Annotated in this window: 20 protein-coding genes; 11 read left to right on the top strand and 9 right to left on the bottom strand. The window is 68.5% G+C overall.

Translation table 11 applies throughout. From position 1 onward, the window contains the following. Nucleotides 1–14: 14 nt before the first annotated feature. Together OV287_RS09105 and OV287_RS09100 are read left to right on the top strand one after the other, a co-directional pair. Nucleotides 15–1,460 carry a coiled-coil domain-containing protein gene (locus tag OV287_RS09105; RefSeq protein ID WP_267533604.1) on the top strand — a complete coding sequence of 482 codons (1,446 nt, stop codon included), beginning with the start codon at nt 15–17 and terminating at the stop codon, nt 1,458–1,460. 193 nt (nt 1,461–1,653) lie between these two features. Further along, complete coding sequence (locus tag OV287_RS09100; protein WP_267533603.1) at nt 1,654–5,571, top strand: tetratricopeptide repeat protein; 3,918 nt, start codon at nt 1,654–1,656, stop codon at nt 5,569–5,571. On the opposite strand, the gene OV287_RS09095 is transcribed toward OV287_RS09100, so the two are convergent. Continuing rightward, nucleotides 5,534–7,738: an ATP-binding protein gene (locus tag OV287_RS09095; protein WP_267533602.1), complete on the bottom strand. Its 2,205-nt coding sequence runs from the start codon at nt 7,736–7,738 to the stop codon at nt 5,534–5,536. The two genes, OV287_RS09100 and OV287_RS09095, sit on opposite strands and share 38 nt — an antisense overlap. Beyond that, the gene (locus tag OV287_RS09090) at nt 7,735–8,733 is read right to left on the bottom strand and encodes an RluA family pseudouridine synthase (RefSeq protein WP_267533601.1); all 999 of its coding nucleotides are present in this window, start codon (nt 8,731–8,733) and stop codon (nt 7,735–7,737) included. Before OV287_RS09090 ends, OV287_RS09095 begins: the two co-directional genes overlap by 4 nt. Before the next feature lie 199 nt (nt 8,734–8,932). Here OV287_RS09090 and OV287_RS09085 point away from each other — a divergent pair, with 199 nt between their 5' ends. Further along, nucleotides 8,933–9,550, top strand: a complete 618-nt coding sequence (locus OV287_RS09085) for a DUF2378 family protein (RefSeq protein WP_267533600.1) — start codon at nt 8,933–8,935, stop codon at nt 9,548–9,550. An 8-nt stretch (nt 9,551–9,558) separates the two neighbouring features. Here OV287_RS09085 and OV287_RS09080 read toward each other — a convergent pair whose 3' ends face one another. The 6 genes from OV287_RS09080 to OV287_RS09055 form a co-directional block, all read right to left on the bottom strand. After that, nucleotides 9,559–10,152 carry a hypothetical protein gene (locus OV287_RS09080; protein ID WP_267533599.1) on the bottom strand — a complete coding sequence of 198 codons (594 nt, stop codon included), beginning with the start codon at nt 10,150–10,152 and terminating at the stop codon, nt 9,559–9,561. 54 nt (nt 10,153–10,206) lie between these two features. Then, a complete protein-coding gene (locus OV287_RS09075) occupies nt 10,207–10,581 on the bottom strand; it encodes a hypothetical protein (protein WP_267533598.1) in 375 nt (124 codons plus the stop codon). 142 nt (nt 10,582–10,723) lie between these two features. Further along, complete coding sequence (locus OV287_RS09070) at nt 10,724–10,981, bottom strand: helix-turn-helix transcriptional regulator (protein ID WP_267533597.1); 258 nt, start codon at nt 10,979–10,981, stop codon at nt 10,724–10,726. 64 nt (nt 10,982–11,045) lie between these two features. Further along, complete coding sequence (locus OV287_RS09065; protein WP_267533596.1) at nt 11,046–11,978, bottom strand: DUF2381 family protein; 933 nt, start codon at nt 11,976–11,978, stop codon at nt 11,046–11,048. Nucleotides 11,979–12,063: 85 nt separating this feature from the next. After that, on the bottom strand, nt 12,064–14,118 hold the full coding sequence (locus tag OV287_RS09060; RefSeq protein ID WP_267533595.1) for a serine/threonine-protein kinase: 2,055 nt from the start codon (nt 14,116–14,118) through the stop codon (nt 12,064–12,066). A 253-nt stretch (nt 14,119–14,371) separates the two neighbouring features. Further along, entirely contained in the window at nt 14,372–14,749 is a 378-nt protein-coding gene (locus OV287_RS09055; RefSeq protein WP_267533594.1) for a response regulator, read from the bottom strand. Between the two features lie 366 nt (nt 14,750–15,115). On the opposite strand from OV287_RS09055, the gene OV287_RS09050 reads away from it, so the two are divergent. Then, nucleotides 15,116–15,421, top strand: a complete 306-nt coding sequence (locus OV287_RS09050; protein ID WP_267533593.1) for a mersacidin/lichenicidin family type 2 lantibiotic — start codon at nt 15,116–15,118, stop codon at nt 15,419–15,421. A gap of 73 nt (nt 15,422–15,494) precedes the next feature. On the opposite strand, the gene wecB is transcribed toward OV287_RS09050, so the two are convergent. Beyond that, on the bottom strand, nt 15,495–16,667 hold the full coding sequence (gene wecB, locus OV287_RS09045; protein ID WP_267533592.1) for a non-hydrolyzing UDP-N-acetylglucosamine 2-epimerase: 1,173 nt from the start codon (nt 16,665–16,667) through the stop codon (nt 15,495–15,497). Nucleotides 16,668–16,762: 95 nt separating this feature from the next. Between wecB and kdsB the strand changes: the two genes are divergently transcribed. The 7 genes from kdsB (at nt 16,763) to OV287_RS09010 (ending at nt 23,796) form a co-directional block, all read left to right on the top strand. Continuing rightward, on the top strand, nt 16,763–17,503 hold the full coding sequence (gene kdsB / locus OV287_RS09040; RefSeq protein WP_267533591.1) for a 3-deoxy-manno-octulosonate cytidylyltransferase: 741 nt from the start codon (nt 16,763–16,765) through the stop codon (nt 17,501–17,503). Nucleotides 17,504–17,670: 167 nt separating this feature from the next. Further along, the gene (locus tag OV287_RS09035) at nt 17,671–19,344 is read left to right on the top strand and encodes an ABC transporter ATP-binding protein (protein ID WP_267542318.1); all 1,674 of its coding nucleotides are present in this window, start codon (nt 17,671–17,673) and stop codon (nt 19,342–19,344) included. 349 nt (nt 19,345–19,693) lie between these two features. Further along, on the top strand, nt 19,694–19,927 hold the full coding sequence (locus OV287_RS09030; protein WP_267533590.1) for a hypothetical protein: 234 nt from the start codon (nt 19,694–19,696) through the stop codon (nt 19,925–19,927). A 94-nt stretch (nt 19,928–20,021) separates the two neighbouring features. Continuing rightward, on the top strand, nt 20,022–21,650 hold the full coding sequence (gene pyrG / locus OV287_RS09025; RefSeq protein ID WP_267533589.1) for a CTP synthase: 1,629 nt from the start codon (nt 20,022–20,024) through the stop codon (nt 21,648–21,650). Then, nucleotides 21,647–22,477 carry a 3-deoxy-8-phosphooctulonate synthase gene (kdsA, locus tag OV287_RS09020; protein ID WP_267533588.1) on the top strand — a complete coding sequence of 277 codons (831 nt, stop codon included), beginning with the start codon at nt 21,647–21,649 and terminating at the stop codon, nt 22,475–22,477. The genes pyrG and kdsA overlap by 4 nt, the downstream gene beginning before the upstream one ends. Before the next feature lie 62 nt (nt 22,478–22,539). Then, nucleotides 22,540–23,118: a KdsC family phosphatase gene (locus OV287_RS09015; protein WP_267533587.1), complete on the top strand. Its 579-nt coding sequence runs from the start codon at nt 22,540–22,542 to the stop codon at nt 23,116–23,118. Nucleotides 23,119–23,199: 81 nt separating this feature from the next. After that, nucleotides 23,200–23,796: a response regulator gene (locus OV287_RS09010; RefSeq protein WP_047855425.1), complete on the top strand. Its 597-nt coding sequence runs from the start codon at nt 23,200–23,202 to the stop codon at nt 23,794–23,796. Nucleotides 23,797–23,841 lie beyond the last annotated feature (45 nt).

Raw genomic sequence — 23,841 nt, 5'->3', positions numbered from 1 at the left:
GCAGAATCTCCGAAATGTCCGCGCCCATGCCCCAACCGCTCGACGCCCTGCGCCGCCAGCTCGAAGGCCGGTGGGAGCACATCGAGCAGGCCCGAGAGCGCTACACCCAGCTCACACGGCAGCTTGGCTCCTTCCAATGGAAGCGCGCACTGCGCAGCCAACCGGAGTTGCTGAAACAGACACGGGAGCACGAGGCGGAGCTCACCGAGGTGCTCGCCTACGTGGAGCACCGCGCCAGCAGGGAGCAGTGGCCCAAGGAGCATCCGGGGCGCCGCGTCCTCCAGGAGTTGCGGGCCCTGCGCGCGAAGCTGGAGGCCCTGGTCCACGAACGGCTCACACAATCCCTCTCCCAGGTCGGCGCTTCTTTCGAGGAAGCGTTGGGCGCACTGGAAGCGGTGGCCGCCGAGCCCTTGCCCCAGCTGCCTGGAAAGGACGAGCCCATGCTCTTCGAGGACTGGATGCTCTCCTGGACCTCTCCCGGGCGGGTCTGGCTCACGCCGAAACGGCTGCTCTGGCAGCCCTGGTCCGGTGAGCCAGTGCAGGTGCCGCTGGGCACGCTCGAGCGCGATGCCATCACCCTGCTGCCGGGTTGGATCGGCCTCCACGTGAAGAAGGTGGGCCTCACCCTGTTCTCCCTCTCCTACGCCGACACACTGGCCTCGCTGCTCCAGTTCGGAGCCCGGGTCGCAATCCAGTGGCACGAGCAGCCCCAGGTGCCCGACGTGGTCACCAGCCCGGCATACCTCCGTCATGAGACCCACGAGGCGCCCAAGCGCTGGGGCCTGAGCGTGTTCGGGCCTCACGGGTTGGCCCTCCTTCCGGTACGCCACCGCGCCCTGCTCGACTTCTGCCGGAACCTCGTGGGCCTCAAGCTCCACCGGCCCCCGCCTCAGGAGCTGCAACGACTGGAGTCGTTGGTGGAGATGCTGCGGCGGCTGCCCACCCATGCGTTCAACCAGGCGCTGTGGGAGCTCACCCAGGCCCGTGGCGGGACGTTCTGGCCCTCCACCGAGTTCCAGCGCCTCGAGAACACCGCACTGAGCGTCAGGCTCCAGGCTGGGAAGCAGCTCCTCGTGGTGGACTCGTCATCGGGCGCCGTCCTCCAGTTCCTCGAGCGCCATCCCCCCGCGCAGCCCAGCCAGCAGAGCAAGCGCCATCCCCTCGCGCGTTTCACCCAGCCGCTGAGGAACTGGTGGCAAGACCACAATCACCAGGTGGCCATCGCCGCCAGCATGGCCCTCTTCTACGTGGGGGCCTATACGGGGCCGGGGCCAGAGAACGCCTCCCCGCTCATGCCCGCGGGTTTCGCGCTCTTCGCCTGGACCTGCATGCGTTACTCGAAGGCCAAGGGCCACTCCGTGCTGCCCGGACTGCTGGCCTCCCTCTTGTTCCCGCTGTTCGTGTGCTTTCCCTTGGTGCCCCTCTTCCTGGTCTTCGGCTCGAAGAGCAAGCAGCCGTGAACAGGTAGGACACACACCCGGGACCTGGCGAGACAGGGGGCCCCTTCCGTTCACTAAAAGTGGAATTCCACTTACAAGGTTTCCAGCGCCCCTCCTTTGGCTGTAGCACCCTGTTCCCGACATGGCTGGGGGAGCGCCTCCCGGATGGCGTGTGGCACAATCCGCCACGATCCCGGCGTCCGGAACGGCTCCGATGACCCAATCTGGTAGCGAGCGGCTCTTCGTGGGCCGCTACAAGCTCCTGCGGTCCATCACCCTCGTGGGTCGGGACGAGACGTACGAAGCGTTCGATGTGGAGCGCCAGCAGCACGTCGCGGTGAGAATGGTCCGCACGAGCGCCGGAGACCCGGAGTCGCTGGAGCGCCTCGAACGCGAGCTACACCGGGCCCGAGACGTGGTGAGTCCCCATGTGCAGCGCATCCTGGAAGTGGGTCGCCACCAGGACGAGACGTCCGGAGTGGAGCAGCCCTTCCTCACCACGGAGCTGCTCGAAGGCGAGAGCCTGGAGGAGCGGCTGCTCCAACGGGGTCCGCTGACGCCCCAGGAGGCGCTGCCCCTGGCTCGCCAGCTCTGCGAGGGCCTGGCCACGCTGCATGACGCGGGGCTCGTCCACGGGGACCTGCGCAGCGCTCGGGTGAAGCTCGTGGCGGCGCCAGAGGGGACTCGCGCTGTCCTCGCCGCCCCCACGTGGACGTGGGAGAGCGGAAACCTGGTCACCACCGCGCCCCACCAGGCACCCGAGCGGCACAAGGGCTCTGCCCCCACGGGCGCCTCGGACCTCTATTCGTTGGGGCTCGTCCTGCTGGAGCTGCTCGCGGGGGCCCTGTCCTCGCCGGAGTCCGAGACGCCCGCCCTGCTCGAACAGCTGCGCCGCGGCTCGGCGTCCTCGGAGACACTGGGGCTACCCCACCGCTGGGTGGTGGTCATCCGCCGCTGCATGGATCCACTGCCGCGCAAGCGCTTCACCAGCGCCCGCGAGGTGGTCCGTACGCTCGTGCAGCCCAGCGGGGTGCCCCGCCCGCTCGACGAGCCGAGCGTGGCCATCCGCACCGTGTTGCTGTTGGACCTCATCGACAGCACCCGGCTCGTCGAGTCCCTGGGCGATGCCCGCGCCGCCGAGCTCTTCGCCCGGCACGACCAGCAGGCCCGAGAGCTGCTGCACCAGCACGGTGGGCAGGAGATCGACAAGACCGACGGCTTCCTGCTGCTCTTCGAGAGGCCGGTGGACGCGACCCGCTACACGCTCGCCTACCACGAGCGGCTGGCATTGATGGAGCAAGAACAGGGGGTGCGGCTGCGAGCACGCGCGGGCATCCACCTGGGCGAGGTGGTGCTGCGCGAGAACCCACCCCACCTGGTGGCCCAGGGCGCCAAGCCGGTGGACGTCGAGGGGCTCACCAAGCTGATCGCCGCCCGCATCATGCCGCTGGCCCGGGGCGGGCAGACGTTGATGACGCGTGCCGCCTTCGACATCGCCCGCCGCGCCTTCGTGGGCACCAGCGGGACAGGGCCGGAGCTGGCCTGGCGAGCCCACGGCTTCTACCTGCTGGCCGGGGTGGAGGATCCGGTGGAGGTGTGCGAGGTGGGCGTGGTGGGCAAGGCGCCGCAGACAGCGCCCCTGGACACGGCCAAGGCCCGGCGCATCACCCTCTCGAGCCCCTCGCTGCCCGCCATTCCCGCGGTGCCCGGGCCCGAGCAGGGCCGACGGGTGCGCGGAGGTCTGCTCATGCTCTGCGGGCTCATGCTCGCGGCACTGGCCGGCGGCTACGCGGCGCAGAGGAAGGATGCCCCCGCTCCCGTCAACGTGGAGGCACGGCAGGTGAAGCCACGCCGCTCGGTGGCGGTTCTTGGCTTCAAGAACCTCTCCGGACAGGCCGAGGTCTCATGGATGTCCACGGCCTTCTCCGAGACGCTCACCGCCGAGCTCGCCGCGGGGGAGGATCTCCGCCTGGTGGCAGGCGAGACCGTCGAGCGAATGAAGCGCGAGCTGTCCCTGGCGGACAGCGAGAGCCTGGCACCGGACACGATCTCGCGCATCCGCGCGCACCTGGGCGTGGACTTCGTGGTGCTCGGCTCCTACCTGGCGCTGCCGGAGAAGACGGGCGGCCAGCTCAGCCTCCTGCTGCGGCTGCAGGATGCCTCCAGCGGTGAGGAGGTGGCCATGCTTCGGGAGCGGGGAACGCAGGCGGAGATCCTCGAGCTCGTCACGCGCATGGGCGACCAACTGAGGGGAAGGCTCGGTCCGCCCAGCATGGCGGAGGATGCCGGGCGCTCCACCGCTGCGCTGCCCGCCAACACCACCGCACTGCGCCTCTACGCCGAGGGCCTCGCCCGGCTGCGCGCCTACGAGCCGCTGAAGGCCCGGGACTTCTTCACCCAGGCCATCGAAGCGGACCCCCGCTTTGCTCTGGCCCACTCCGCCCTCGCGGAGACCTGGGCGGTGCTTGGCTACGACACGCACGCGCTCGAGGCAGCCCGCCGGGCCTTCGCGCTCGCCAAGGGCCTGTCCCGCGAGGAGCAGCTGCTGGTGGAGGGCCGCGTCCACGAGATGGAGAAGAACTGGGTGAAGGCGGTGAACGACTACCGCACCCTCTCCAGCCTCTTCCCGGACAACCTGGACCACGGCCTGAGGCTCGCCAGCGCCCAGTCCGCGGGAAGCCAGGGGCGCGACGCCCTCGACACCCTCGCCGCGCTGCGCCGCATGGACTCACTCGCCTCCGGGGATGGGCGCATCGACCTCGCCGAGGCCCAGGTGCGGCACAGCCTCTCCGACTACAAGGGTGTGCTGCCCCTGGCCGCGCGCGCGGTGGAGAAAGGCACCGCGCGGGGCTCTCGCCTGCTGGTGGGCCGCGCCCGCCTGGCTCAGTGCAATGCGCTGCTGCGCCTGGGCGACCACGCTGATGCCACCGAGGCCTGCCAGCAGGCCCTCCGCATCTTCGTCGAGACAGGGGATCCGGGCTCCGAGGGCCAGACGCTCAACCGCCTGGCCAACGTCGCCTATGAGGAGGGCAACTACGAGGAGGCCAAGCGCGTCTTCTCCGAGGCGCTGCGCATCTGGAAGGGCATCAACCACCGGGGAGGCGTGGCCCTGGCGCTGCAGAACATCGCCGACACCCTGATGATGCAGGGCGAGCTGGCCCAGGCCGAGCCCCTCTTCGAGGAGGCGCTGGCCATCGAGCAGGAAATCAACGACCGGCGCAACGAGGGGCTGACGCGCGTCAACCTGGCCCAGCTGCGGCTGATGCGCGGAGACATCGCCCGGGCGCGCAACCCCGGAGAGGAGGGCGTGCGCCTGAACCGCGAGACAGGCTACCGCTATGCCCTGCAGGTGGGGCTGTGGACACTGGGCAACCTCGAGCTGGCGGAGGGCCATCCAAACGAAGCGCGGCGCCACTATGAAGAGGGGCTGGCCCTGTCGAGGCAGACCCAGGACGACCGCTATACCGCCTACCTCCTCCAGGGCATCGGCACGGTGGCGCTGTTGGAAGGGAACCTGGTGCGTGCACGCAGCCATTACGAGGAAGCGCTGGGCCTGCGCCGGAAGCTGGAGGGTCGCAGCGAGGTGGCCGAGACGCAGGTAGCGCTCGGGCTGCTGGCATTGGAGGAGAACAAGCCCGAGGCCGGACTGGAGCCTTTGCTCGCGGCGGTGGAGACGCTGCACAGCCTGGGGCTGCCGGATGGAGAGGCCCAGGCCCACACCTCCCTGGCCCTGGTGTACCTGGCACAGAACCAACCCGCCCAGGCCCGCGAGGCGAGCACCCAGGCGCAAGCCCTCGCGGCCCGAAGCCAGAACGTGCAGACGCGGCTCGGCTCAGCCCTGGTGGCGGCGCGGGTGCTGTCCGCGGAGGGCAGGCACAGCGAGGCGGTGAAACGACTGGAGACGGTGCTCGCCGAGACACGGCGCAAGGGGCTCATCCCACTGGAGTACGAGGCCCGGCTGGCACTCGCGGAGGTGGAGTTTGCGTGGGGCCGACTCCCCCTGGCCTGGCAGCGCCTGCGAGTGCTGGAGGAGAACGCTCGGGCGCGGGGACTGTCTGGCTTCGTCCGGAAGGCCGAGTCCCTCGGCGCCCGCCTCAGCGGCGCGGCCCCTCGCGTGGCAACTCCACCGTGAAGGTGGAGCCCTCGCCCGGGCAACTGTCCACGCTCACGCGTCCTCCGAGCGCCTCGACAATCTGCCGGCTGATGTAGAGCCCCAGGCCCAGGCCGCCGTAGTGCCGGACGCTCACCGCGCGCTCGAAGCGCCCAAAGAGGCGGGGCAAATCCTCAGCAGCGATGCCAATGCCCTCGTCTCGCACGGTGAGCCGGGCGCTGTCGCGGTCTCCTTCCACGGTGACGATGACGGGCCGGCCCTGCCCGTACTTGGCCGCGTTGGTGAGCAGGTTGACGATGACCTGATCCAACCGAAGCGCGTCCCACCAACCCACCATCGGCCCCCGGGACTGGAACGTCACGGCACAGCCGGCCTGGGTAAACACCTCGCGCAGCCGCTCCAGTGCCTCATGCACGGCGAAGGAGATGTCCACCTCGGACAGCTCCAGGCTGATGCGGCCGGTGGCGATACGGCTCACGTCCAGCAGCGTGGTGACGAGGCTGGCGAGCCGGTCCACCTGGCGATGCGCCCCTCCCAGCTTGCCGCTGACCTGCTCCAGCGAGTCCGGGCTCATGAGCCGTGCGAGCAGGGAGAGCTGCAGCCGCAGCGAGGTGAGCGGCGTCTTCAGCTCATGGCTGGCGATGGAGAGAAACTCGTCGCGCAGGCGGACGGCCTCCTGGGCCTCGCGGTACAGCCGCGCGTTGTCCACGCTGAGGGCGGCCCGGTGCGCCAGCTCCTCGGCCAGCCGCAGGTCCGCCTCGGAGTAGTGCCGGCTACTCCCGGTCTGCAGCAAGGAGAGACAGCCGAGCACCCGGCCGCGTGCCACCAGCGGCACGCACAGATAGGAGCAGACCCCGAGACTTCGCAGCATCGGCAGCACCGCGGGACCCCGGGCCACGGTGGAGAACAGCGCGTCGGTGACGTCCGGGACCCACTCCGACTGGCCCGTGCGCAGCACCTTGCCCGCTCCTGTTTTGGCGGACACATCAATGGGAGTGCGGCGGATGACCTCCCGTGCCGCCTCCAGCCTGGAGGGGTCCACATGCGCCAGGGCGACGTTCTCCACGCGGCCCTCCGCGGTGAGCATGTCCACCGCGCACCAGTCCGCGAGCTCGGGCACCACCAGCCGCGCCACACTCTCCATCGTGGTGGTGTAGTCGAGCGAGCCGGCCAGCAGGGAGCTGGCCTCGGAGAGGAAGCGCTGCCGCCAGGCCACGGCCTCCAGCTCGCGGCGTGCACGCACCTGATCCGACACATCGGACTCGGCCTCGGCGCGCGCGGCGTGTTCGCGGTCAAAGAGCCGGGCCCGGTCGAACGCGAGCGCGCCGTGGTGGGCCAGCACCATGATGAAACCCCGGTCCTCCTCACTGAAGGTGCGGGACCGGGCGAAGGCGAGCGTGATGGCGCCCAGGGACGTGTCCTTGGCACGCATGGGCACATAGGCGCCCGCATGACTGGGGGAAACCCGCACGAACTCCACCAGGTGCGGGTAGCGCTCCTCGAAGTCCGCAAGTGAGCCCAGCCACTCAGGCTCACCGGTGAGGCAGACCCGGGCGAGGGGCAGCGCGGCATCCAGCGGGAGATGCTCGTACTGGCGCCGCAGCTCGGGAGGAACGCCCTCGCTGGCCACCATCCGCAACCCCCTGCCATCCGGCTCCAGCAGGCCCACCCAGCCGAGCTCCGCGCCCGTGGCCGCCACGGCGCCGCGCACGAGGACCGCCCCCACCTCCTCGGTAGAGACCGCCGCGGACAGCCTCGCCGTCATCTCCTGCAACAACGAGAGCCGGGCGGCGCTCCGCGCCTTGGCCTCCTCCGCCTGGCGGCGCACCGTCACGTCGCGGAGGAACACCACGAGGTGGCTCCCGCGCGGCACCATGCGCGCCTCGAGCCAGGCCTCCTGGGGGGCGTAGAACGCCTCGATGGTCATGGAAACGCGCTCGCTCAAGGCCCGCTGGGCGGCTGCGCCGAGGGGAGTCTCCCGGAAGTCGGGGAAGATCTCCCCCACTGCGCGGCCGAGCAGCTTCTCACGCGGGAACCCGAGCACCCCCTCCGCCATGGTGTTGAGGTACGTGAAGCGACCGTCTGCGTCGAAGACCGTCACGCCGTCAGAGAGCACATCCAGGAGGGCCTCGGGAGGTACCCCGTCCCTCGTGCTGACATCAGCTGGAGGCCCCTGGACTTCGCTCATGTGACAGTCCGTCCGGCAATGAAGTCCTGGAGATCCTCAGGCAGTTGCGAGTCGAAGCTCACGACCGTCCCAGTGCCCGGGTGCGGGAAGGAGATGCGCGCGGCGTGGAGGGCGTGGCGCGGCAGGCGCAGGCGCTCCCAGGCCTCGGGCTCCAGGCAGCGCTTGCTGAAGCGGTCGAAGTAGCCGGGGTCCGGGCCGTACATCTTGTCGCCCACCAGGGGGAAGCCGGCCTCGCGCAGGTGGATGCGAATCTGATGCTGGCGCCCCGTCTCCGGGTAGCAGCGCAGCAGGGCGAAAGGCTCGCCACCGCGGGTGAAGCGCTCGAGCACCTCGAAGCGGGTCCGGCTCTCCTTGCCCTCCACGGCGTCGACGCGCACGGCGATGCGGATGAGCTCGGTGCCCTCGGCGATGGGGGCATCCACGTGGAAGAGGTCCTCGGGCGGGTGGCCTTCGCACACAGCGAGGTACTCCTTGTGGACATCGCGGGAGACAAAGAGGCGGCCGAGGACACGGCAGGCCTCGGTGGTGCGCCCGCAGACGACGAGGCCACTCGTCTCACGGTCCAGCCGGTGGGCGGGCTCGGCGAAGGCCTCGCCGAAGCGCTCGCGCAGCAGGGTGACGAGCGTGCCCTTGTGGTAGCGGGCCGTGGGGTGGATGGGGAGCCCCGCGGGCTTGTCGAGCACGAGCAGCCAATCATCCTGGAAGATGGTGGGCAGCGTGGTGGGCGTCTCGGGCTCCGCGCTGACGGGACGGCGGATGCGGAAGGAGAGGCCCGGGTAGACGGGCGTGGAGGGCTTGAGCCGACGCCCCTCGCAGAGGACTCCCCGCTGGATGATGCCGTGGAGACGTTCGCGCGTCAGACGGCGGAGCTTTTCAGAAAGGTAGCGGTCGAACCGCCAGCCGGCATAGTTCGGCTCGACGACGAACGGGATGTCGACGTAACCCTCGGGGGCTCCGTCAGACGGAGTGGGAGTGTCCTCGCTCTGCTCTCTCATGCGGCAGTGCCGGCTTAACACAGAGGTAAGGCCGCTTTCTCCCAGGGTCCGTTACCCTTCACGGAGAGAGCTTCGAAGCCCTCTGCCCTTCTGGCAGCGGGACGGGTACACGGGGTTTCGCACGAACCTCCCCTTGCCCTGCCAGGGGTGTACGTGGAATCACCCCAGCCCCCCCGCTGTGACAGGAGCAGAGAAGCACATGAAGGACCCGACCGCCGCTCGCCACTCGCCGCCACCCGGCTCCGAGGAGGAGTTGCGCGGGCTCCTGGCCTCGCTCCCGGAGAAGGCCGCCGTGCGCGGGATGCTCTTCAACGCGGTGCTGGAGGTGATGCGGCAGTCGGACGGCGAGACCGCGGTCCAGCAGTGCCTGGCGGTGACCGGAGAGAAGACGTTCCTCGACTACTTCAGCTATCCGCCGGGCAAGTACCTCGAGCTGCTCTACGCCGCGGCGCGGCTGCACAGCGGTGGCCGGGAGGGCTTCGAGAGGGCGCTGCGCTACCTGGGACAACAGTCGGCGACGAACTTCCTGGTGTCGGCGGCGGGCAGGACGCTGCTGGTGCTGGTGCAGGGAGATCCCTACCGGCTGCTCAACAGACTGCCGTGGGCCATCCTGGTGGGGGTGAGTGGCGTGGAGGTCAGCGTGAGGCCAACGGGGCCCTGGAGCGGGATTCTCACCGTCAAGCGCGACTTCAGTCCCCGCCCGTATGTGGAGGGTGGCTTCCTGGCGACGTTCGAGGCCGCGAGGGTGAAAGGGGCCAAGGTGCGCTCGTGGCAGGCGGGGCCCCACGTCAACGAGTACGAGCTCTCCTGGGAGTAGAGGCGCCCCTACCAGCGGTCGTCGGTGAAGAGACAGTCGATGAGCCGGGCCTCGCCGAGACGGGTGTGGCGGCACTGGATGTCAGGAACCGGCATGAAGAGCGTTTCATGAGGCAGGGGCCGCACGTCCAACTCCGAGCGCACCAGCGCCTCCACCTTGTCCGCGTAGGGCTTCGTCTCCGGTACGTCCTCGTAGAAGAGCCCTGGCGTTCCCCATAAGTGGGGTCCGCTGTACCTGCGAAAGGAGCTGTAGCACACGTACACGGGCGCCAGGATGCTGACGAGGACCACGACGGCCCGGTGTTCCTTGATGCCTCCCTCGTGTTGCAGGACCTCGGGCAGGTAAACCCGGACACGCCAGCAGTTGTCATCGGAGAACAGCACACTCCAGTCTTCGACACTGCATTCCGGCAGCGCCTCCCGAAGCCTGGACAGCAGACGCTTCCATTGCCCGGAGTTCTCCAGGGCTTCCCGGCGCGCCTTCAACAAGCGCTGGTACTGCTCCGACTCGACATAGCCCTCCTCGCTCGTCCAGAGATTGGCCGGGTAGTGCTGGTGAACCACTTCGAGCAACCTGGTAGGGAATGGGCCCGTGGGGGTCATATCGATCTCTTGCGAGGGCGGCCTTGTGCCTTGGCTTCCATGCGGGACGGTGAATTACATGGCTTTGATGACGCGAGCGCCGTCAATTCTTTTCCTCAGCAGGCTGTCCATTTCCGTTTCGAAGTTGTTGCACATCGTCGCTGTGAACCCTCCCGTTTTCAACACCCACTCCGCCGCGATGTCCGCCGCAACCGCAGCCTCCAACTGCGCAATCTCATCCAGCACGATACCGTACTTATTGAACTCCGGTACCTGTACTTCGATGTGACACGTCACGTTCCTTTCAATTCCCTCCGGCGTCACATGTAACAGTTGGATCGTCACCCGGGCGCTCTTCCATCCACCGGGCCCAGGCTCCCGCAGCGGAACGATGGACCGGAACTGGAACTGGGAGGGCGAGATACCCCACCGCCCGCCCACGAAGGACATGCACGCCGTCAGGCACAGCAGCGCAACAATGCCGGGAATGAAACAAGAACGCCTCATAGGGCCTCCGGGGCTCGTGCTGCCCGGAAACCCTACGCCTCCCCACTGACGCTCCTTTGTCTTGAGCAACCCATTGGGTCTGGCTTCAATCCTCCGGCGGTTCCTCCCCGCGCATCACCCTGTCCACCAGGGACTGGTAATCCAGCTTCAATATCAGACATATCTTCTGGAGCGTCGGCACGGTGGGAATCATCCCCGCGCGCTCAATCCGGCCGTACACCTCCGTGTAGAGTTCCGCCGCCTGGGCCACCTGATGCTGGGTGAGTCCCGCTTTGACCCGGGTGGCGCGCAGCCACAGCGCGAGCTGGCGGAGGCGTTGGGTGGGAACAGGCAACGAGGACATGGGCGGCTCCAGCGAAGAGACCCGCCGAGGTTAGCACGCGCTTGAAGACCTGTTGCGTCTTGCCCTACGGAAAAGTCACCCCCGAGAGGGTGACCGTCCGGGTCGTGCTCGCGTCCCAGAGCTTGAGCAGGTAGCGGCCGGGAGCCGCGTTTCCAGGCCGCTCCACCTCCGTCAGCACGCGACCCCGTTCGCCCGGAGCGATGGGCTGCGGCGGCCACACCTCCAAATCCCATCGCCCGCCCTCACCCACGAGTTGCGCGTGCGTGGGAGTCCAGGGCTGGGTGCCCCGGTTCAGAAGCTTCAGCTCCACCGCCAGCCTCGTCACCGAATCATCTTTCTCTCCACTCGTGGCGAGGTAGCTCACCGCCTCTTTCACGGTGAAGGCTTCTCCAGGGCGGAGGGTGACGTCCTTGGTGATGCGCTTGGAGCGGATGCCCTTCTCGTTCATCTGATTCAAGGCCAGCAGGCCAATAACCCCCCGGGGCGCATCACGCTCCGCGCGCTCCCGTGCAAGCTGCGTCTGGTACTGCCGGGCTCTCGCCTCCGCCTCCTCGGCCTGCTGCCGGTACGAGTCGCACGGGCGCAGCTCCCGGTAGACCTCCACCTGCGGCTCGGCTCGCGCGGACACCACCAGCGTGAAGTCCAGGCTCTTGGGCGTTGCCCCATCCGCGAAGCGCACCGTCAGCCTCAACCGCTTGCCCGGCTTCAGCTCGTCCGAGGGCAGCAGCATGAGCATGAGCCCGTCCTTCGACAACTCAACCTGACGGAAACGCTCACGCTCCTCCACCACGGCGCCCTCGCCTTGGACGGGCGTGTCGAAGACGAATGAGAGGGTACGATTCGGGCTGATGGGCACTTCCCGTGCCTCACCCGCCGTGTCCGCCGTCACCGTGAAGCGGGGCGCGCCCGACATGTCCCAGGGAGTGGTGACGGGCTGGCCGAGTGCGCTCGATTGAAGGAGGAGCAACAGGGCGGCGGTGGGAAACCAGGTGGGCATGGGAGCGACCTCCGAAGTGGAGATATTACCAAGAACCTCCCACGTTGGATCCCCCCTTCTTCCGCTCCCGCTCCGCCCGCTGTCTCTACTTGAAGCGCTCCACTGACCTGAGCTTCACCGAGGAGTAGATGATCGCGGCGTCCTGCCGGCTTCCGGGTTCCATCCACACACCGCGCTCGCCGTCTGTCGCAGCATCGTCGAGGTCGAAGCAGACGGAGTACGTCAGCCCGTCGGGGGTGCGCGCCTGGGTGAAGCGCCCGTAGACGCGCCCCTCCCCGAAGAGGAGCTGCCCGGAGTACACGGTGTCTTCTGGCAACTTCCCAAACGCCTCATACATGCTGAGCGTGACCATCTGACCCGGGCGCACGGTGATGTATTGACGGCTGAGTAGCTCTCCGTCGATGAGGAATTCGGCGCCGCCTCTCCCACCGAAGTTCTTCACCCCCACCACTTCCCTCATCGTCTCCACGGAGCCGGTGGGGCACTCCGCGGGCGGAGGCAGGCGCGCGGAGGTGGTGGCGACGGGGCGCAGCTGGGGCTCGGGGCTGGCGCAGGCGAGCTGACCCGCGGCCCAGACCAGGACGCATGTCTTTCCAGCGGCGTCGAGCAGCGAGCCCTGTGTGTCCCGCTGCGTCTGCTGCCGGGGGGTGGAAGCCTGCTTGGGAGTCTTCACGCGCGTGCCGTCCTTCCGGGGCGTCGCAACCGCGACGGGCGCAGGGGTTGGCGCCTTCCGGGGCGCTGCGCCTGCGTCACCTTCCGGCGGCTTCGCGACTCTCGCCACTTCCTGGCCGGATTCCGTTACCCGTTGAATGGTGGATGCGGACGTCACCTCGGAAGTGGGGGCGGACTGCTCGGGCGCGGGACCGGACGGGGAACGCAGCAGGAAGAGCAACCCCACCAGTCCCAACGCCAACGCGGCACCGCCCCAGGCCAGCGCGTGCCAGGACACGAGCCGTGGTCGCGGCGATGGCGGCCCCTCTCCCTGGGGAGCACGGCTCGCGCCGGGCGGCGTGTCTTCCGGGGAGCGCGCGAGCGTGGAGGCCTCCGCCAGGGGCTCGGGCCGGCCACGCCGGGGGTACCGCCGCGCGTACGCCAGCAGCCGCCGCGCCTTGTCCCTCACGTCTCCCCAGCCCAGCCACGTCTCCTGGGGCGTGGTGGCATCGTCCGGGCCCCATTGCTCGCACAGCGGCACGTCCCAGGCAGCGTCCGCCTCCGCCAGCACCGCCTCCAGCGCCGCACCCAACGCCTCTGCATCCACGAAGCGCGCCTCGGGCGACTTCTCCAGCATGCGCAGGCACAGCTCGCTCAGCGCCCGGGGCACTCGCGGATTGAGCACGTGCGGGGGCTCGGGCTCGTGCTTCAGGATGAGGTCCGCCAGCGCCCCTTCGTCCACATCCTCGGTGTCGAAGGGATAGCCGCCCGTGAGCAGCCAGTAGAGGACAACGCCCAGGGCCCACAGGTCATCCGAGGCCCTCGCCGGGGAGTGCTCACCCGCCCTCTCGCGCCGGAAGCGCAGCGCCTCGGGGCTGCGGTAGTGCCGAGTGCCCGGCAGCCCCAGCGGGCTGGTGATTTCGGGCGCGCCCACGTACGTGCCCACCCCGAAGTCCACCAGCACCGGCCGCCCGTCCTTCTTGCCCACCAGCACGTTGCTGCCCTTGATGTCCCGGTGCACCACGCCGGCCGCATGCACCTGCGCGAGTTGCCGCGCCAACCACCTCACCACCCAGGCCCCCTTCCGCGCGGTGGGATTCTTCTCCCGGGCCCAGGCGTACAGCGGGCGCCCGTGCACGTAGGGCGTGACGAGGTAGAGGAAACGCGGGGCCTTGTGCGGCCACAACCCGTGGCTCTCCACCGCCAGGCTGCCCACGCGCCGCAGTCGCAGCCGCACCTCCAACTCCCGCCAGGCCCAATCCGGCGAGTCCAGCGGCAGGAACTTGACGGCATACAGCCTCCCGCCCCGGCGCGCCCGGTACACCGTGCCCTGTCCGCCCTCCCCCAACCGCCGCTCCAGCCGGTAGCCGTCCACCACCGTTCCAGACGCGGGCGGCCCCGCGTCCTCCCACTCCCGCTCCGCCCAACGCGGCCACTTCGCCACCCACCGCCGCTCCGCCGCAATCTGCCCCTCCATGGCCTCGCTCATGCGCGCTACCTCCGGAGTGGGAAAGCCTAACATGACCGCTGACAACCGGTGGGCGCGCTCGCGGGCCCTGGACGCCAAGAGCCGCGGCCGGGGGACACCCGTGCTCGTACGGGCCACTCGTTGACGTCAACGAGCAAGAATATCAAATATGTGTGATAAAGAATTATTACTCATTGACGTCAATGAGTGCGGGCACCCGAGGCCCGGAACGCTCCCCTGCTTCAAGGAGCCCGAGAAGCGCGGCCGACAGTGCTCAGCCGCAGGACTCGGACACGACGGCCAGCAGCTCATCCAGCTCGAAGGGCTTGCGCAGGAGCCCCTGTGCTCCGGGAGGCACGTCCCGTCCGCTCGCGGTGCAGAGGATGACCTTCACGGTGTCGTAGAGGGGATTCTCGCGGAGCAGGTGAAGGAACTGCGCCCCATCCATCACGGGCATCATCCAGTCGAGCAGGACGAGGCACGGCGGGCCCATGGTCCCCAGCAGCTCCAGCGCCATCTGGCCGTGGAACGCGAGGACGACGCTGTAGCCCGCGTCGTCGAGGATGTCGCGAAGGGCCTCGCGGATGTCCGGGTCGTCGTCGACTATCAGGATGGGGGTGGCGGTGGCTGTGGAGTGGAGGGGCTCGGTCATGGGAGCAGCCAGGAGCGCGGGTCAGGAGCTGTGAGTCGAAGGCCGCCGGGGCGGACGCACGGAGAGGGGGGGATACCTCCGAGAGGGCGGAGCGTACGCCAATACCGCCCGCCTGGCCGAGGACCCAGTCCATGCGCACACGCTCGCTACGTCGAAGGTCGTCGTCATCACCGGTTCGTAGGAGAAAGTGCGTCTGGTCCTCCGGAAGTGTTCGGGGCCGGACGGGGGCCGGAGCAACGCGGCGAGTCACCCGGCCGCCAGTCCCGGCACCCGCGACGTCCCCATCGAAGCGCTGGTGATGAGCCAGCTATCGCCGCTCGTGCTGCATCTCGGTCATCAACTTCGGCGTGGAGTGCAACACGCCCTGTGGTCAGGCGCGATGGACACGCGACCATCATCCGGGCGTGGAAGGACCCGCGCTTCCGGGCGAGCCTTACCTCGGAGCAGCGGGACTCGTTACCCGAGGGCACCTGCGGGAAGTCGATGGCAGAGCTCTCGGAGGAAGACTGTCAGGGCATCACGGGAGGAGCGCTGCTCCTCAATCCGCAAGTGCTGCAGCTCAACAGGCCCATCCTGGCGAAGACGGAGTGCGTCTGCACGCATCACTGCGGGCTGACGAACCTCACGGAGGCGGTGTACCCGAGCCCCGGAGGCCTGCCACCGCGCTTCTAGCAAGCACGGGGAGCACTCCCCGTGAACAATGAGCAGGAGCGGGCGAGAACCAGCGTCCCGCCCGGCCGCCCCCTCAAACGGGGTGGTGCTCCGCTCCCGGAGTGGAGGAAAGAATCCGGCTCTCGGTCGCGCGCCGCGGCGCCTTCCCCAACCCGAGGAACTCCTCGTAGAGACGAGCGATGCGCTCGCCGGTGCGCCCGTCCCACAGGTCCGGGACGCGGCCCTTCTTTTCATAACCATCGAGGATGCGGTCCGCGGCCTGCCGGATGCGGACCGGGTCGGTGCCCACCACGAGGTTGGTGCCGAGGTCCACGGTGATGGGGCGCTCGGTGTTCTCGCGCACGGTGAGGCAGGGAATGCCGAGCACGGTGGTCTCTTCCTGGAGGCCGCCGGAGTCGGTGAAGACGAGTCGGGCCTGGGAAGTGAGCGCGAGGAACTCCAGATAGCCCATGGGGTCCACCAGCCGCAGGCCCGGGGTGCGCTCCAGCGAGGCGCCCAGTCCCAGCTCCGCGATGCGCTTACGGGTGCGCGGGTGGACGGGGAACACCACGGGCAGGCGGCTGGCCACGTGGCCCAGAGCGGAGAGCAACCCGGTGAGCACCTGGGCGTCATCCACGTTGGAGGCGCGATGCAGGGTGCACACCGCGTAGCCGCGGGCGTTGAGGCCCATGTCCTCGAGCGTGGACAGCCGCAGCGCCTTCTCCCGGGCCGCCAGCAGCGAGTCGATCATCACATTGCCCACCAACCGGATGCGTTCGGGCTCCAAGCCCTCGCGGATGAGGTTGGCGTCCGCGTCGGCCGAGGGCGTCAGCAGCAAGTTCGAGATGCGGTCGGTGAGGACGCGGTTGATCTCCTCGGGCATGGCGGGGTCGAAGCTGCGCAAGCCCGCCTCCACGTGGGCGATGGGGATGCCCATCTTCACCGCCACGAGCGCGGCGGCCAGGGTGCTGTTGACATCGCCCACCACGGAGACGAGGTCGGGCTTCTCGCTGGCGAACACCTTCTCCAGCTCGAGCATCACCTTGGCGGTCTGCTCCGCGTGGCTGCCCGAGCCGACGCCGAGATAAATGTCCGGGGCGGGCATGCCCAGGTCGGTGAAGAAGACATCACTCATCTTCACGTCGTAGTGCTGCCCGGTGTGCACCAACTTCTGTTCGAGCGCGTCGCGCTCGGAGATGGCCCGATGGATGGGGGCCACCTTCATGAAGTTGGGACGAGCGCCGACAATATGGAGGACCTTCTTCATGGTGGCGGGAAGGTAGGCACGAGCCCCTGACTGCCTAGTGCCCCCCTCCCTCCGAGGCTTTGCAGCGTCGTGGATCTGATAGAGAGGGGCGCACCATGTCCGCTCCTCGTACTGTCGCCGTCATCCCCGCCCGCTATGCCAGCACGCGTTTTCCCGGCAAGCCGCTGGCCCTCATCGCCGGCCGGCCGATGATCGAGCACGTCTGGCGGCGCTGCCAGGAGGCAGGCGTCTTTCACGAGGTGGTGGTGGCCACCGACGACATCCGCATCCAGGAGACGGTGGAACGCTTCGGTGGCAAGGCGGTGATGACGTCGCCCGAGTGCGCCACGGGAACGGACCGGGTGGCGGAGGTGGCGCGGGCCCGGCCGGAGGTGGACGTCTGGGTGAACGTGCAGGGCGACGAACCGCTGGTGGACCCGGCGTCACTGCGGGTGCTGGCGGGTCTCTTCGCTGACGCGTCGGTGGAGATGGGGACGCTGGCGCGCCCGCTGGAGGCGGCCGAGGAGGACAGCCCGCACGTGGTGAAGGCGGTGCTGGCGCTCAACGGGGACGCGCTCTACTTCAGCCGCAGCACGGTGCCCTTCGTCCGAGAGCCGGGCGAGTCGGGGGCGGTGAAGCGCTGGGCGCACCTGGGGCTATACGGCTACCGGCGCAACACGCTGCTGCGGCTGGCGGAGCTGAGCGCCACCCCGCTGGAGCAGGCAGAGAAGTTGGAGCAGCTACGAGCGTTGGAGCACGGTATCCGCATCCGCTGCGGGAAGGTGACGGGGCGCTCGGTGGCGGTGGACGTGCCCGAGGACGTGGGCAGGGTGGAAGCGGCGATGCGGGACCGCTGAACCTGGCCCCCTGTCCTCCAGGTAGACATGCGGAGTGGCACGACCCGCGTTAGTCTGCGCGCGTGTCCGACGCCCCCCAGAAACCCGACGCCTCCAAGAAGCCCAGAATCTCCCGCGTGACGGTGCGCCGCGTCCTGAGCCTCGCCCGCCCCCAGGCGCGCAGGATCATGGGCGGCATCGCCTTCCTGCTGATCGCCAGCGGCCTGATGCTGGTGTACCCGAAGGCCATCGGCGACATCATCGACCAGGCCCTCAAGGCGGGAGACCGCTCGCAGATCGACAAAATCGCCCTGAGCATGGTGGCTGTCTTCCTGCTGCAGGGCGTGGCGATGGCGCTGCGCTACTACCTCTTCACCACCGCGGGCGAGCGCGTGGTGACGAAGCTGCGGCAGGACCTCTTCGCGAGCCTCATGGCCCAGGAGGTGGGCTTCTTCGACGAGCGCAAGACGGGCGAGCTCACCAACCGGCTGGCCTCGGACACCACGGTGCTACAGAACGCCGTGAGCGTGAACATCTCCATGGGCCTGCGCAACGCGGCGCAGGCGCTGGGCGGCATTGCGCTGCTGCTCTACACCTCGCCAATCCTCACGGGGCTGATGATGGCCATCGTGCCGGCGGTGGCGGTGGGGGCCGTGACGTACGGCCGCAGGGTGCGCGGGCTCTCCAAGCAGACTCAGGACGCGCTGGCCACCGCCAACGAGGTGGCCGAGGAGAGCCTCTCCGGCATCCGTACCGTGCGCTCCTTCGCCGCCGAGCGGCACGAGGTGGAGCGCTACCGCTCTGCCACTGAGCGCGCCTATGACGTCGCGCGCCGCCGGGTGCGTCAGTCCGCCGTCTTCATGGCCGCGGCCTCCTCTGCCGGCTACCTCGCCTCGGCGGCAGTGCTCTGGTTCGGCGGCCGGCTGGTGCTGGACGGCAAGATGACGGTGGGCAGCCTCACCTCCTTCCTCATCTATTCGATGATGGTGGCCTTCGGGCTGGGTGCCTTGACGGACCTGTGGGCCGACTTCATGCGCGCCGCCGGTGCCGCCGAGCGCGTCTTCGAGCTCATTGACCGCCAGCCCGCCATCCCCGCCTCGGTCGGCGAGCGCTTGGCGTCCGTGCAGGGCCGCGTCGAGTTCCAGCAGGTGCGCTTCGCCTACCCCACGCGCCCGGACGTGCCGGTGCTGCAGAGCATCGACCTGAAGCTGGACCCGGGCGAGGTGGTGGCCATCGTCGGCCCCTCGGGCGCGGGCAAGTCCACCATCGCCGGGCTGCTGGCCCGCATGTACGACCCGCAGGGCGGGCGCGTGGTGTTGGATGGCAGGGAGCTGGGCTCGCTCGACCCCGAGTGGCTGCGGCAGCAGATTGGCACGGTGGCGCAGGAGCCGATGCTCTTCGCCACCTCCATCTCGGACAACATCCGCTACGGCCGCATGGACGCCACCGACGCCGAGGTAGAGGCCGCCGCACGTGCCGCCAACGCACACGAGTTCATCTCCCGCTTCCCCGAGGGCTACCGCACGATGGTGGGTGAGCGCGGCGTGCAGCTCTCCGGCGGCCAGAAGCAGCGCATCGCCATTGCCCGCGCGGTGCTCAAGAACCCGCGCCTGCTGGTGCTGGACGAGGCCACCAGCGCGCTCGACGCGGAGAGCGAGCACCTGGTGCAGGAGGCCTTGGATCGACTGATGAAGGGCCGCTCCACCATCATCATCGCCCACCGCCTGTCCACGGTGATTGGCGCGGACCGCGTGCTGGTACTGGAGGGCGGCAAGGTGGTGCAGAGCGGCAACCACGCGGCGCTCATGGGCCAGGAGGGCCTCTACCGCCGGCTGGTGGAGCGTCAGTTCGTGGCAGCCTGAGGAGCGCTCCTCCTCCTGCCTGCCCTCCCCCTAGGCGAGGCACACCTCTCAAGCAGAGTGGCGCGGTGAAATACCCGCCATTACATATGGCGCCGCAGAAAGGAGGTGATGCCTTGACCGACAGCAAGAGTCAGGCGTCCACCTCCGCTCGTCTGGCGCGCTGAAGAAGCCACCAGGCGGCGGAAGTGTTGACGCTGGCAGTTCGGGCCCGCCCGTTTCGCGCACCCCTCCACGCTTGGGGCCGCGGGACGGGCGGTCCTTTTTTTGCCGGGTCCTCGGGAATGCGCGTGCAACAACCCTGTTGCAGGTGCGGGGGGAAAGGCCCGTTCATCCGCTGGAGGCCCAGACCTTGTCCATCACACCCTGCCCGAGTCCTCTGCCTTCCGCCCTGCGTGACGAGACGGCGGTGGAGGTCCAGCGCAACCTGTTCTGCTTCAACTATGACGCCTGTCTTCATCTCGCGGTGAAACGCGGCTGGGACGGGTGGTCCTGCCGCCACTGTCCCCTGCGGGAGCAGCGCAACTGCGAGCCCCGGGCTCGCGACTACGCCGAATCCCGCCCTCGGACCCAGAGCCAGGAGTGAAATGCACCCCTTGCTGGACTTCCGCGACCAGGCGACCGTCCGGGGGCGTTGACAGAATCATTGACGCCCCCGGGGTCTCTTGGCAGGAAGGGCCATGCGCTCCAAGAAGACCAAGTTCATCTTCGTGACCGGCGGGGTCGTGAGTTCGCTGGGCAAGGGGCTCGCCTCTGCTTCCATTGGCGCCCTGCTCGAGAACCGCGGGCTCGACATCACGCTGCTCAAGCTCGACCCGTACATCAACATCGACCCGGGGACGATGAGCCCGTTCCAGCATGGCGAGGTCTTCGTCACCGACGACGGTGGTGAGACCGACATGGACCTGGGCCATTACGAGCGCTTCACCAACGCGCGGATGTCCCGGCTCAACAACTTCACCTCCGGGCGCATCTACCACGCCGTCATCCAGAAGGAGCGGCGCGGCGAGTACCTGGGCAAGACGGTCCAGGTGATTCCGCACATCACCGATGAGATCAAGTCGTGCATCCGCCAGGCGGCGCAGGGCATGGACGCGGTCATCGTCGAGGTGGGCGGCACCGTGGGCGACATCGAGTCGCTGCCCTTCCTCGAGGCCATCCGCCAGATGCGCTACGACGTGGGCGCGGGCAACACCGTCTACATGCACCTCACGCTGCTGCCCTACATCGGCGCGGCCGGCGAGGTGAAGACCAAGCCCACCCAGCACTCGGTGATGAAGCTGCGGGAGATCGGCATCCAGCCGGACTTCCTCATCTGCCGCACCGACCGGGAAATCTCCCGCGAGATGAAGGACAAGATTGCCATGTTCTGCAACGTGGACCCGGGCAACGTGTTCACCTCGCCGGACGTGAAGAGCATCTACGAGCTGCCGCTGGAGCTGCACCGCCAGGGCATCGACGAGCGGCTGGCCGAGACGCTCAACATCTGGACGCGCGCCGCCCGGTTGGACCGCTGGGAGGACATCATCCGCAAGGTGTACTCGCCGAGCCGCGGCGAGGTGAAGGTGGGCATCGTCGGCAAGTACGTGGACCTCAAGGAGAGCTACAAGAGCCTCAACGAGGCGCTGCTCCACGGCGGTATCGCCAACGACGTGAAGGTGGACCTGCAGTTCGTGGACTCGCAGGACGTCGAGGAGAAGGGCGCCGAGGCGCTGCTGGGCGGGGTGGACGCCATCCTGGTGCCCGGCGGCTTCGGGGTGCGCGGCACCGAGGGGAAGATTACAGCGGTGCGCTACGCCCGGGAGAAGCGGGTGCCCTTCTTCGGCATCTGCCTGGGCCTGCAGATGGCGGTGGTGGAGTTCAGCCGCAACGTGCTGGGCCTGGCCGACTCCAACTCCTTGGAGTTCAATGAGCACACCCTCCACCCGGTGGTGACGCTCATGGAGAGCCAGGTGAAGGTGCAGGACAAGGGTGGTACCATGCGGTTGGGCAGCTACGCCTGCGCGCTCAAACCGGGCTCGCTGGCGCACAAGCTGTATGGGGAGGACGTCATTCAGGAGCGCCACCGCCACCGCTACGAGGTGAACAACGCCTACCGCGGCCGGCTGCAGGAGGCGGGCCTCGTGGTGTCCGGCCACAACCCTGAGCTCAACCTCGTGGAGATGATTGAGCTGCCGGACCACCCCTACTTCATCGGCTGCCAGTTCCACCCGGAGTTCAAGAGCAAGCCCTTCGCGCCCCACCCGCTCTTCTCCGGCTTCATCCGTGCGGCCCTCGCGCAGCGTGACGCGGGGAGGACGCAGGCATGAGCCAGCAGATTACGCTGTGCGGCCACCAGGTCGGCCCCGGCCAGAAGCTCTTCGTCATTGCCGGCCCGGACAGCATCGAGTCCGAGGAGATGGCGCTGCGCCACGCGAAGTTCCTCAAGGAGATGACGAGCCGGCTGGGCGTGCCCTACGCCTTCAAGTGCTCCTACGACAAGGCCAACCGCACCAGCGGGAAGTCCTTCCGGGGCCCCGGCCTGAAGGAGGGCCTGCGCATCCTCGACCGCATCAAGCGCGAGGTGGGCGTGCCCATCCTCACTGATGTCCACGAGACGAGCCACGTAGGCCCGGCCGCCGAGGTGGTGGACATCATCCAGATTCCCGCCTTCCTCTGCCGCCAGACGGACTTGGTGGAGGCGGTGGCGCGCACCGGCAAGGGCGTCAACCTCAAGAAGGGCCAGTTCGTCGCCCCCAAGGACATCGTCCACTCGGCGCGCAAGGCCGTGGAGGCGGGCAACCCCAACGTGCTCGTCACCGAGCGCGGCGCCACCTTCGGCTACAACAACCTGGTGGTGGACATGCGCGGCTTCGCCCAGATGCGCGAGGCCGGGCTCGTCGTGTGCTTCGACGCCACCCACTCCGTGCAGCTGCCCTCCTCCGGCGATGGCCAGACGGGCGGGGAGCGCAAGTTCGTGTCCCTGCTGGCCCGCTCCGCTGCGGCTGCCGGAATAGACGCGCTTTTCACGGAAGTACATGAAGACCCGGACCGTGCCCTGTGTGACGGTCCATGCTCGCTCAATCCCCAGATGTTCGAGGACGTGCTACGTCAGGTGCTGGCCATACGGCGGGCGTTGGGTCACGAACCTGCGTAGTGGGGAAATTCGCGGTAAGTAGTGTGAACGAAGTCGTGGGGAGGGAGTCCTAGGGGCACGACATGACGGAGCTGCCGCCCAAACCGAGCAGGGACGAGCTGACAGAGCGCGCGGCACGCGTGCGTCTGCTCGTCTTCGACGTGGACGGCGTCCTCACGGATGGTGGCCTGTATTACGGCGATGGCGGCGAGGCGATGAAGCGCTTCGACGTCAAGGACGGCCACGGTCTGGTGATGGCGAGGCTGGCGGGGTTGCGTACCGCCATCCTCACCGCGCGCAGCTCCTCCATCGTGGAAGTGCGTGGCCGGGAGCTGGGCCTCACCGCGGTGCTGCAGGGCCGCAAGAACAAGGCGGCCGGCTTCCGAGAGCTTCTGACCCAGCTCACGGCATCCCCCGAGGAGTGCGCGTACATGGGGGATGACGTCAACGACCTGGGACCCCTGGGGATGGCGGGCCTGTCGGCCTGCCCGGCGGACGCCGCCGCCGAGGTACGTCAGTCAGTGCATTACGTGGCGCGGAGCCGGGGAGGTTACGGGGCCGCTCGCGAGCTGGTGGAGTTGTGCTTGAGGGCATCGGGACGGTGGGAGGCCACCGTTCAACACATGAGGGACCCTGATGCCCTACAAGCTGTCAAGTTGTGAAATCGAAGAATTTTCGCTTCCGGCTTAGGTGTCTTATCCTATGAAGGCCGGAACGTAGCAGTGCAGAGTGAGGGGAGTTCGATGACGGATCAGCTCTACACGACCCATGACATCAGCCGGTTGCTCCAGGTGGACCCGTCCACGGTGAGCAAGTGGATCGACCGCGGCATCCTCATGGCGTTCCGGACGCCGGGTGGGCACCGGCGCGTGCGCTCGGCGGACCTTCGCACCTTCCTCATCACCCACCAGATGCCGGTGCCTGAGGAGCTGGGCAGCAGCACCGTGCGCCTGCTGGTGGTGGATGACGAGCGGCAGGTGCTCGACGCCATCAAGCGCGCCTTCAAGCCCTACGCGAACCAGGTGGAGCTGCAGACGACCACCAGCGGCGTCGAGGCGCTCCTGCTCGTGAGCGAGCAGAAGCCGCACGGCATGCTCATCGACCTGAACATGCCGGACATCGACGGTATCGAGGTGTGCCGCCGCATCCGCGCCCGCAAGCAGATGGAGGGCGTGCGGCTCATCACCATGACGTCCGCCCACTCGCCCGAGGTGGTGGAGAGCTCCAAGCAGGCCGGCGCCGTGGCGTGCCTGCCCAAGCCGCTGGACGTGCAGCAGGTGCTCGACCTGTTCCGCGTGCCGCTGGCGCTCGGCGGCACCACCACCGCCGTCAAGCGCTAGTCCGCGCCAACGACACGAGCGGCGAAGCGTCTCCAGGGGCCTGTT

The organism is Archangium lansingense, assembly GCF_026626635.1.
Classification (GTDB): Bacteria; Myxococcota; Myxococcia; order Myxococcales; family Myxococcaceae; genus Archangium; species Archangium lansingense.
Note: the sequence above shows the minus strand (reverse complement) of the source record. Positions and strands in the feature narration are given on the sequence as shown.

Excerpts from the sequence above, each read along its gene's own strand:
- OV287_RS09105 (WP_267533604.1), top strand. The coding sequence starts at position 15 with ATGTCCGCGCCCATGCCCCAACCGCTCGACGCCCTGCGCCGCCAGCTC.
- OV287_RS09100 (WP_267533603.1), top strand. The coding sequence starts at position 1,654 with ATGACCCAATCTGGTAGCGAGCGGCTCTTCGTGGGCCGCTACAAGCTC.
- OV287_RS09095 (WP_267533602.1), bottom strand. The coding sequence starts at position 7,738 with ATGAGCGAAGTCCAGGGGCCTCCAGCTGATGTCAGCACGAGGGACGGG.
- OV287_RS09090 (WP_267533601.1), bottom strand. The coding sequence starts at position 8,733 with ATGAGAGAGCAGAGCGAGGACACTCCCACTCCGTCTGACGGAGCCCCC.
- OV287_RS09085 (WP_267533600.1), top strand. The coding sequence starts at position 8,933 with ATGAAGGACCCGACCGCCGCTCGCCACTCGCCGCCACCCGGCTCCGAG.
- OV287_RS09080 (WP_267533599.1), bottom strand. The coding sequence starts at position 10,152 with ATGACCCCCACGGGCCCATTCCCTACCAGGTTGCTCGAAGTGGTTCAC.
- OV287_RS09075 (WP_267533598.1), bottom strand. The coding sequence starts at position 10,581 with ATGTCCTTCGTGGGCGGGCGGTGGGGTATCTCGCCCTCCCAGTTCCAG.
- OV287_RS09070 (WP_267533597.1), bottom strand. The coding sequence starts at position 10,981 with ATGTCCTCGTTGCCTGTTCCCACCCAACGCCTCCGCCAGCTCGCGCTG.
- OV287_RS09065 (WP_267533596.1), bottom strand. The coding sequence starts at position 11,978 with ATGCCCACCTGGTTTCCCACCGCCGCCCTGTTGCTCCTCCTTCAATCG.
- OV287_RS09060 (WP_267533595.1), bottom strand. The coding sequence starts at position 14,118 with ATGAGCGAGGCCATGGAGGGGCAGATTGCGGCGGAGCGGCGGTGGGTG.
- OV287_RS09055 (WP_267533594.1), bottom strand. The coding sequence starts at position 14,749 with ATGACCGAGCCCCTCCACTCCACAGCCACCGCCACCCCCATCCTGATA.
- wecB (WP_267533592.1), bottom strand. The coding sequence starts at position 16,667 with ATGAAGAAGGTCCTCCATATTGTCGGCGCTCGTCCCAACTTCATGAAG.
- kdsB (WP_267533591.1), top strand. The coding sequence starts at position 16,763 with ATGTCCGCTCCTCGTACTGTCGCCGTCATCCCCGCCCGCTATGCCAGC.
- OV287_RS09035 (WP_267542318.1), top strand. The coding sequence starts at position 17,671 with ATGGGCGGCATCGCCTTCCTGCTGATCGCCAGCGGCCTGATGCTGGTG.
- pyrG (WP_267533589.1), top strand. The coding sequence starts at position 20,022 with ATGCGCTCCAAGAAGACCAAGTTCATCTTCGTGACCGGCGGGGTCGTG.
- kdsA (WP_267533588.1), top strand. The coding sequence starts at position 21,647 with ATGAGCCAGCAGATTACGCTGTGCGGCCACCAGGTCGGCCCCGGCCAG.
- OV287_RS09015 (WP_267533587.1), top strand. The coding sequence starts at position 22,540 with ATGACGGAGCTGCCGCCCAAACCGAGCAGGGACGAGCTGACAGAGCGC.
- OV287_RS09010 (WP_047855425.1), top strand. The coding sequence starts at position 23,200 with ATGACGGATCAGCTCTACACGACCCATGACATCAGCCGGTTGCTCCAG.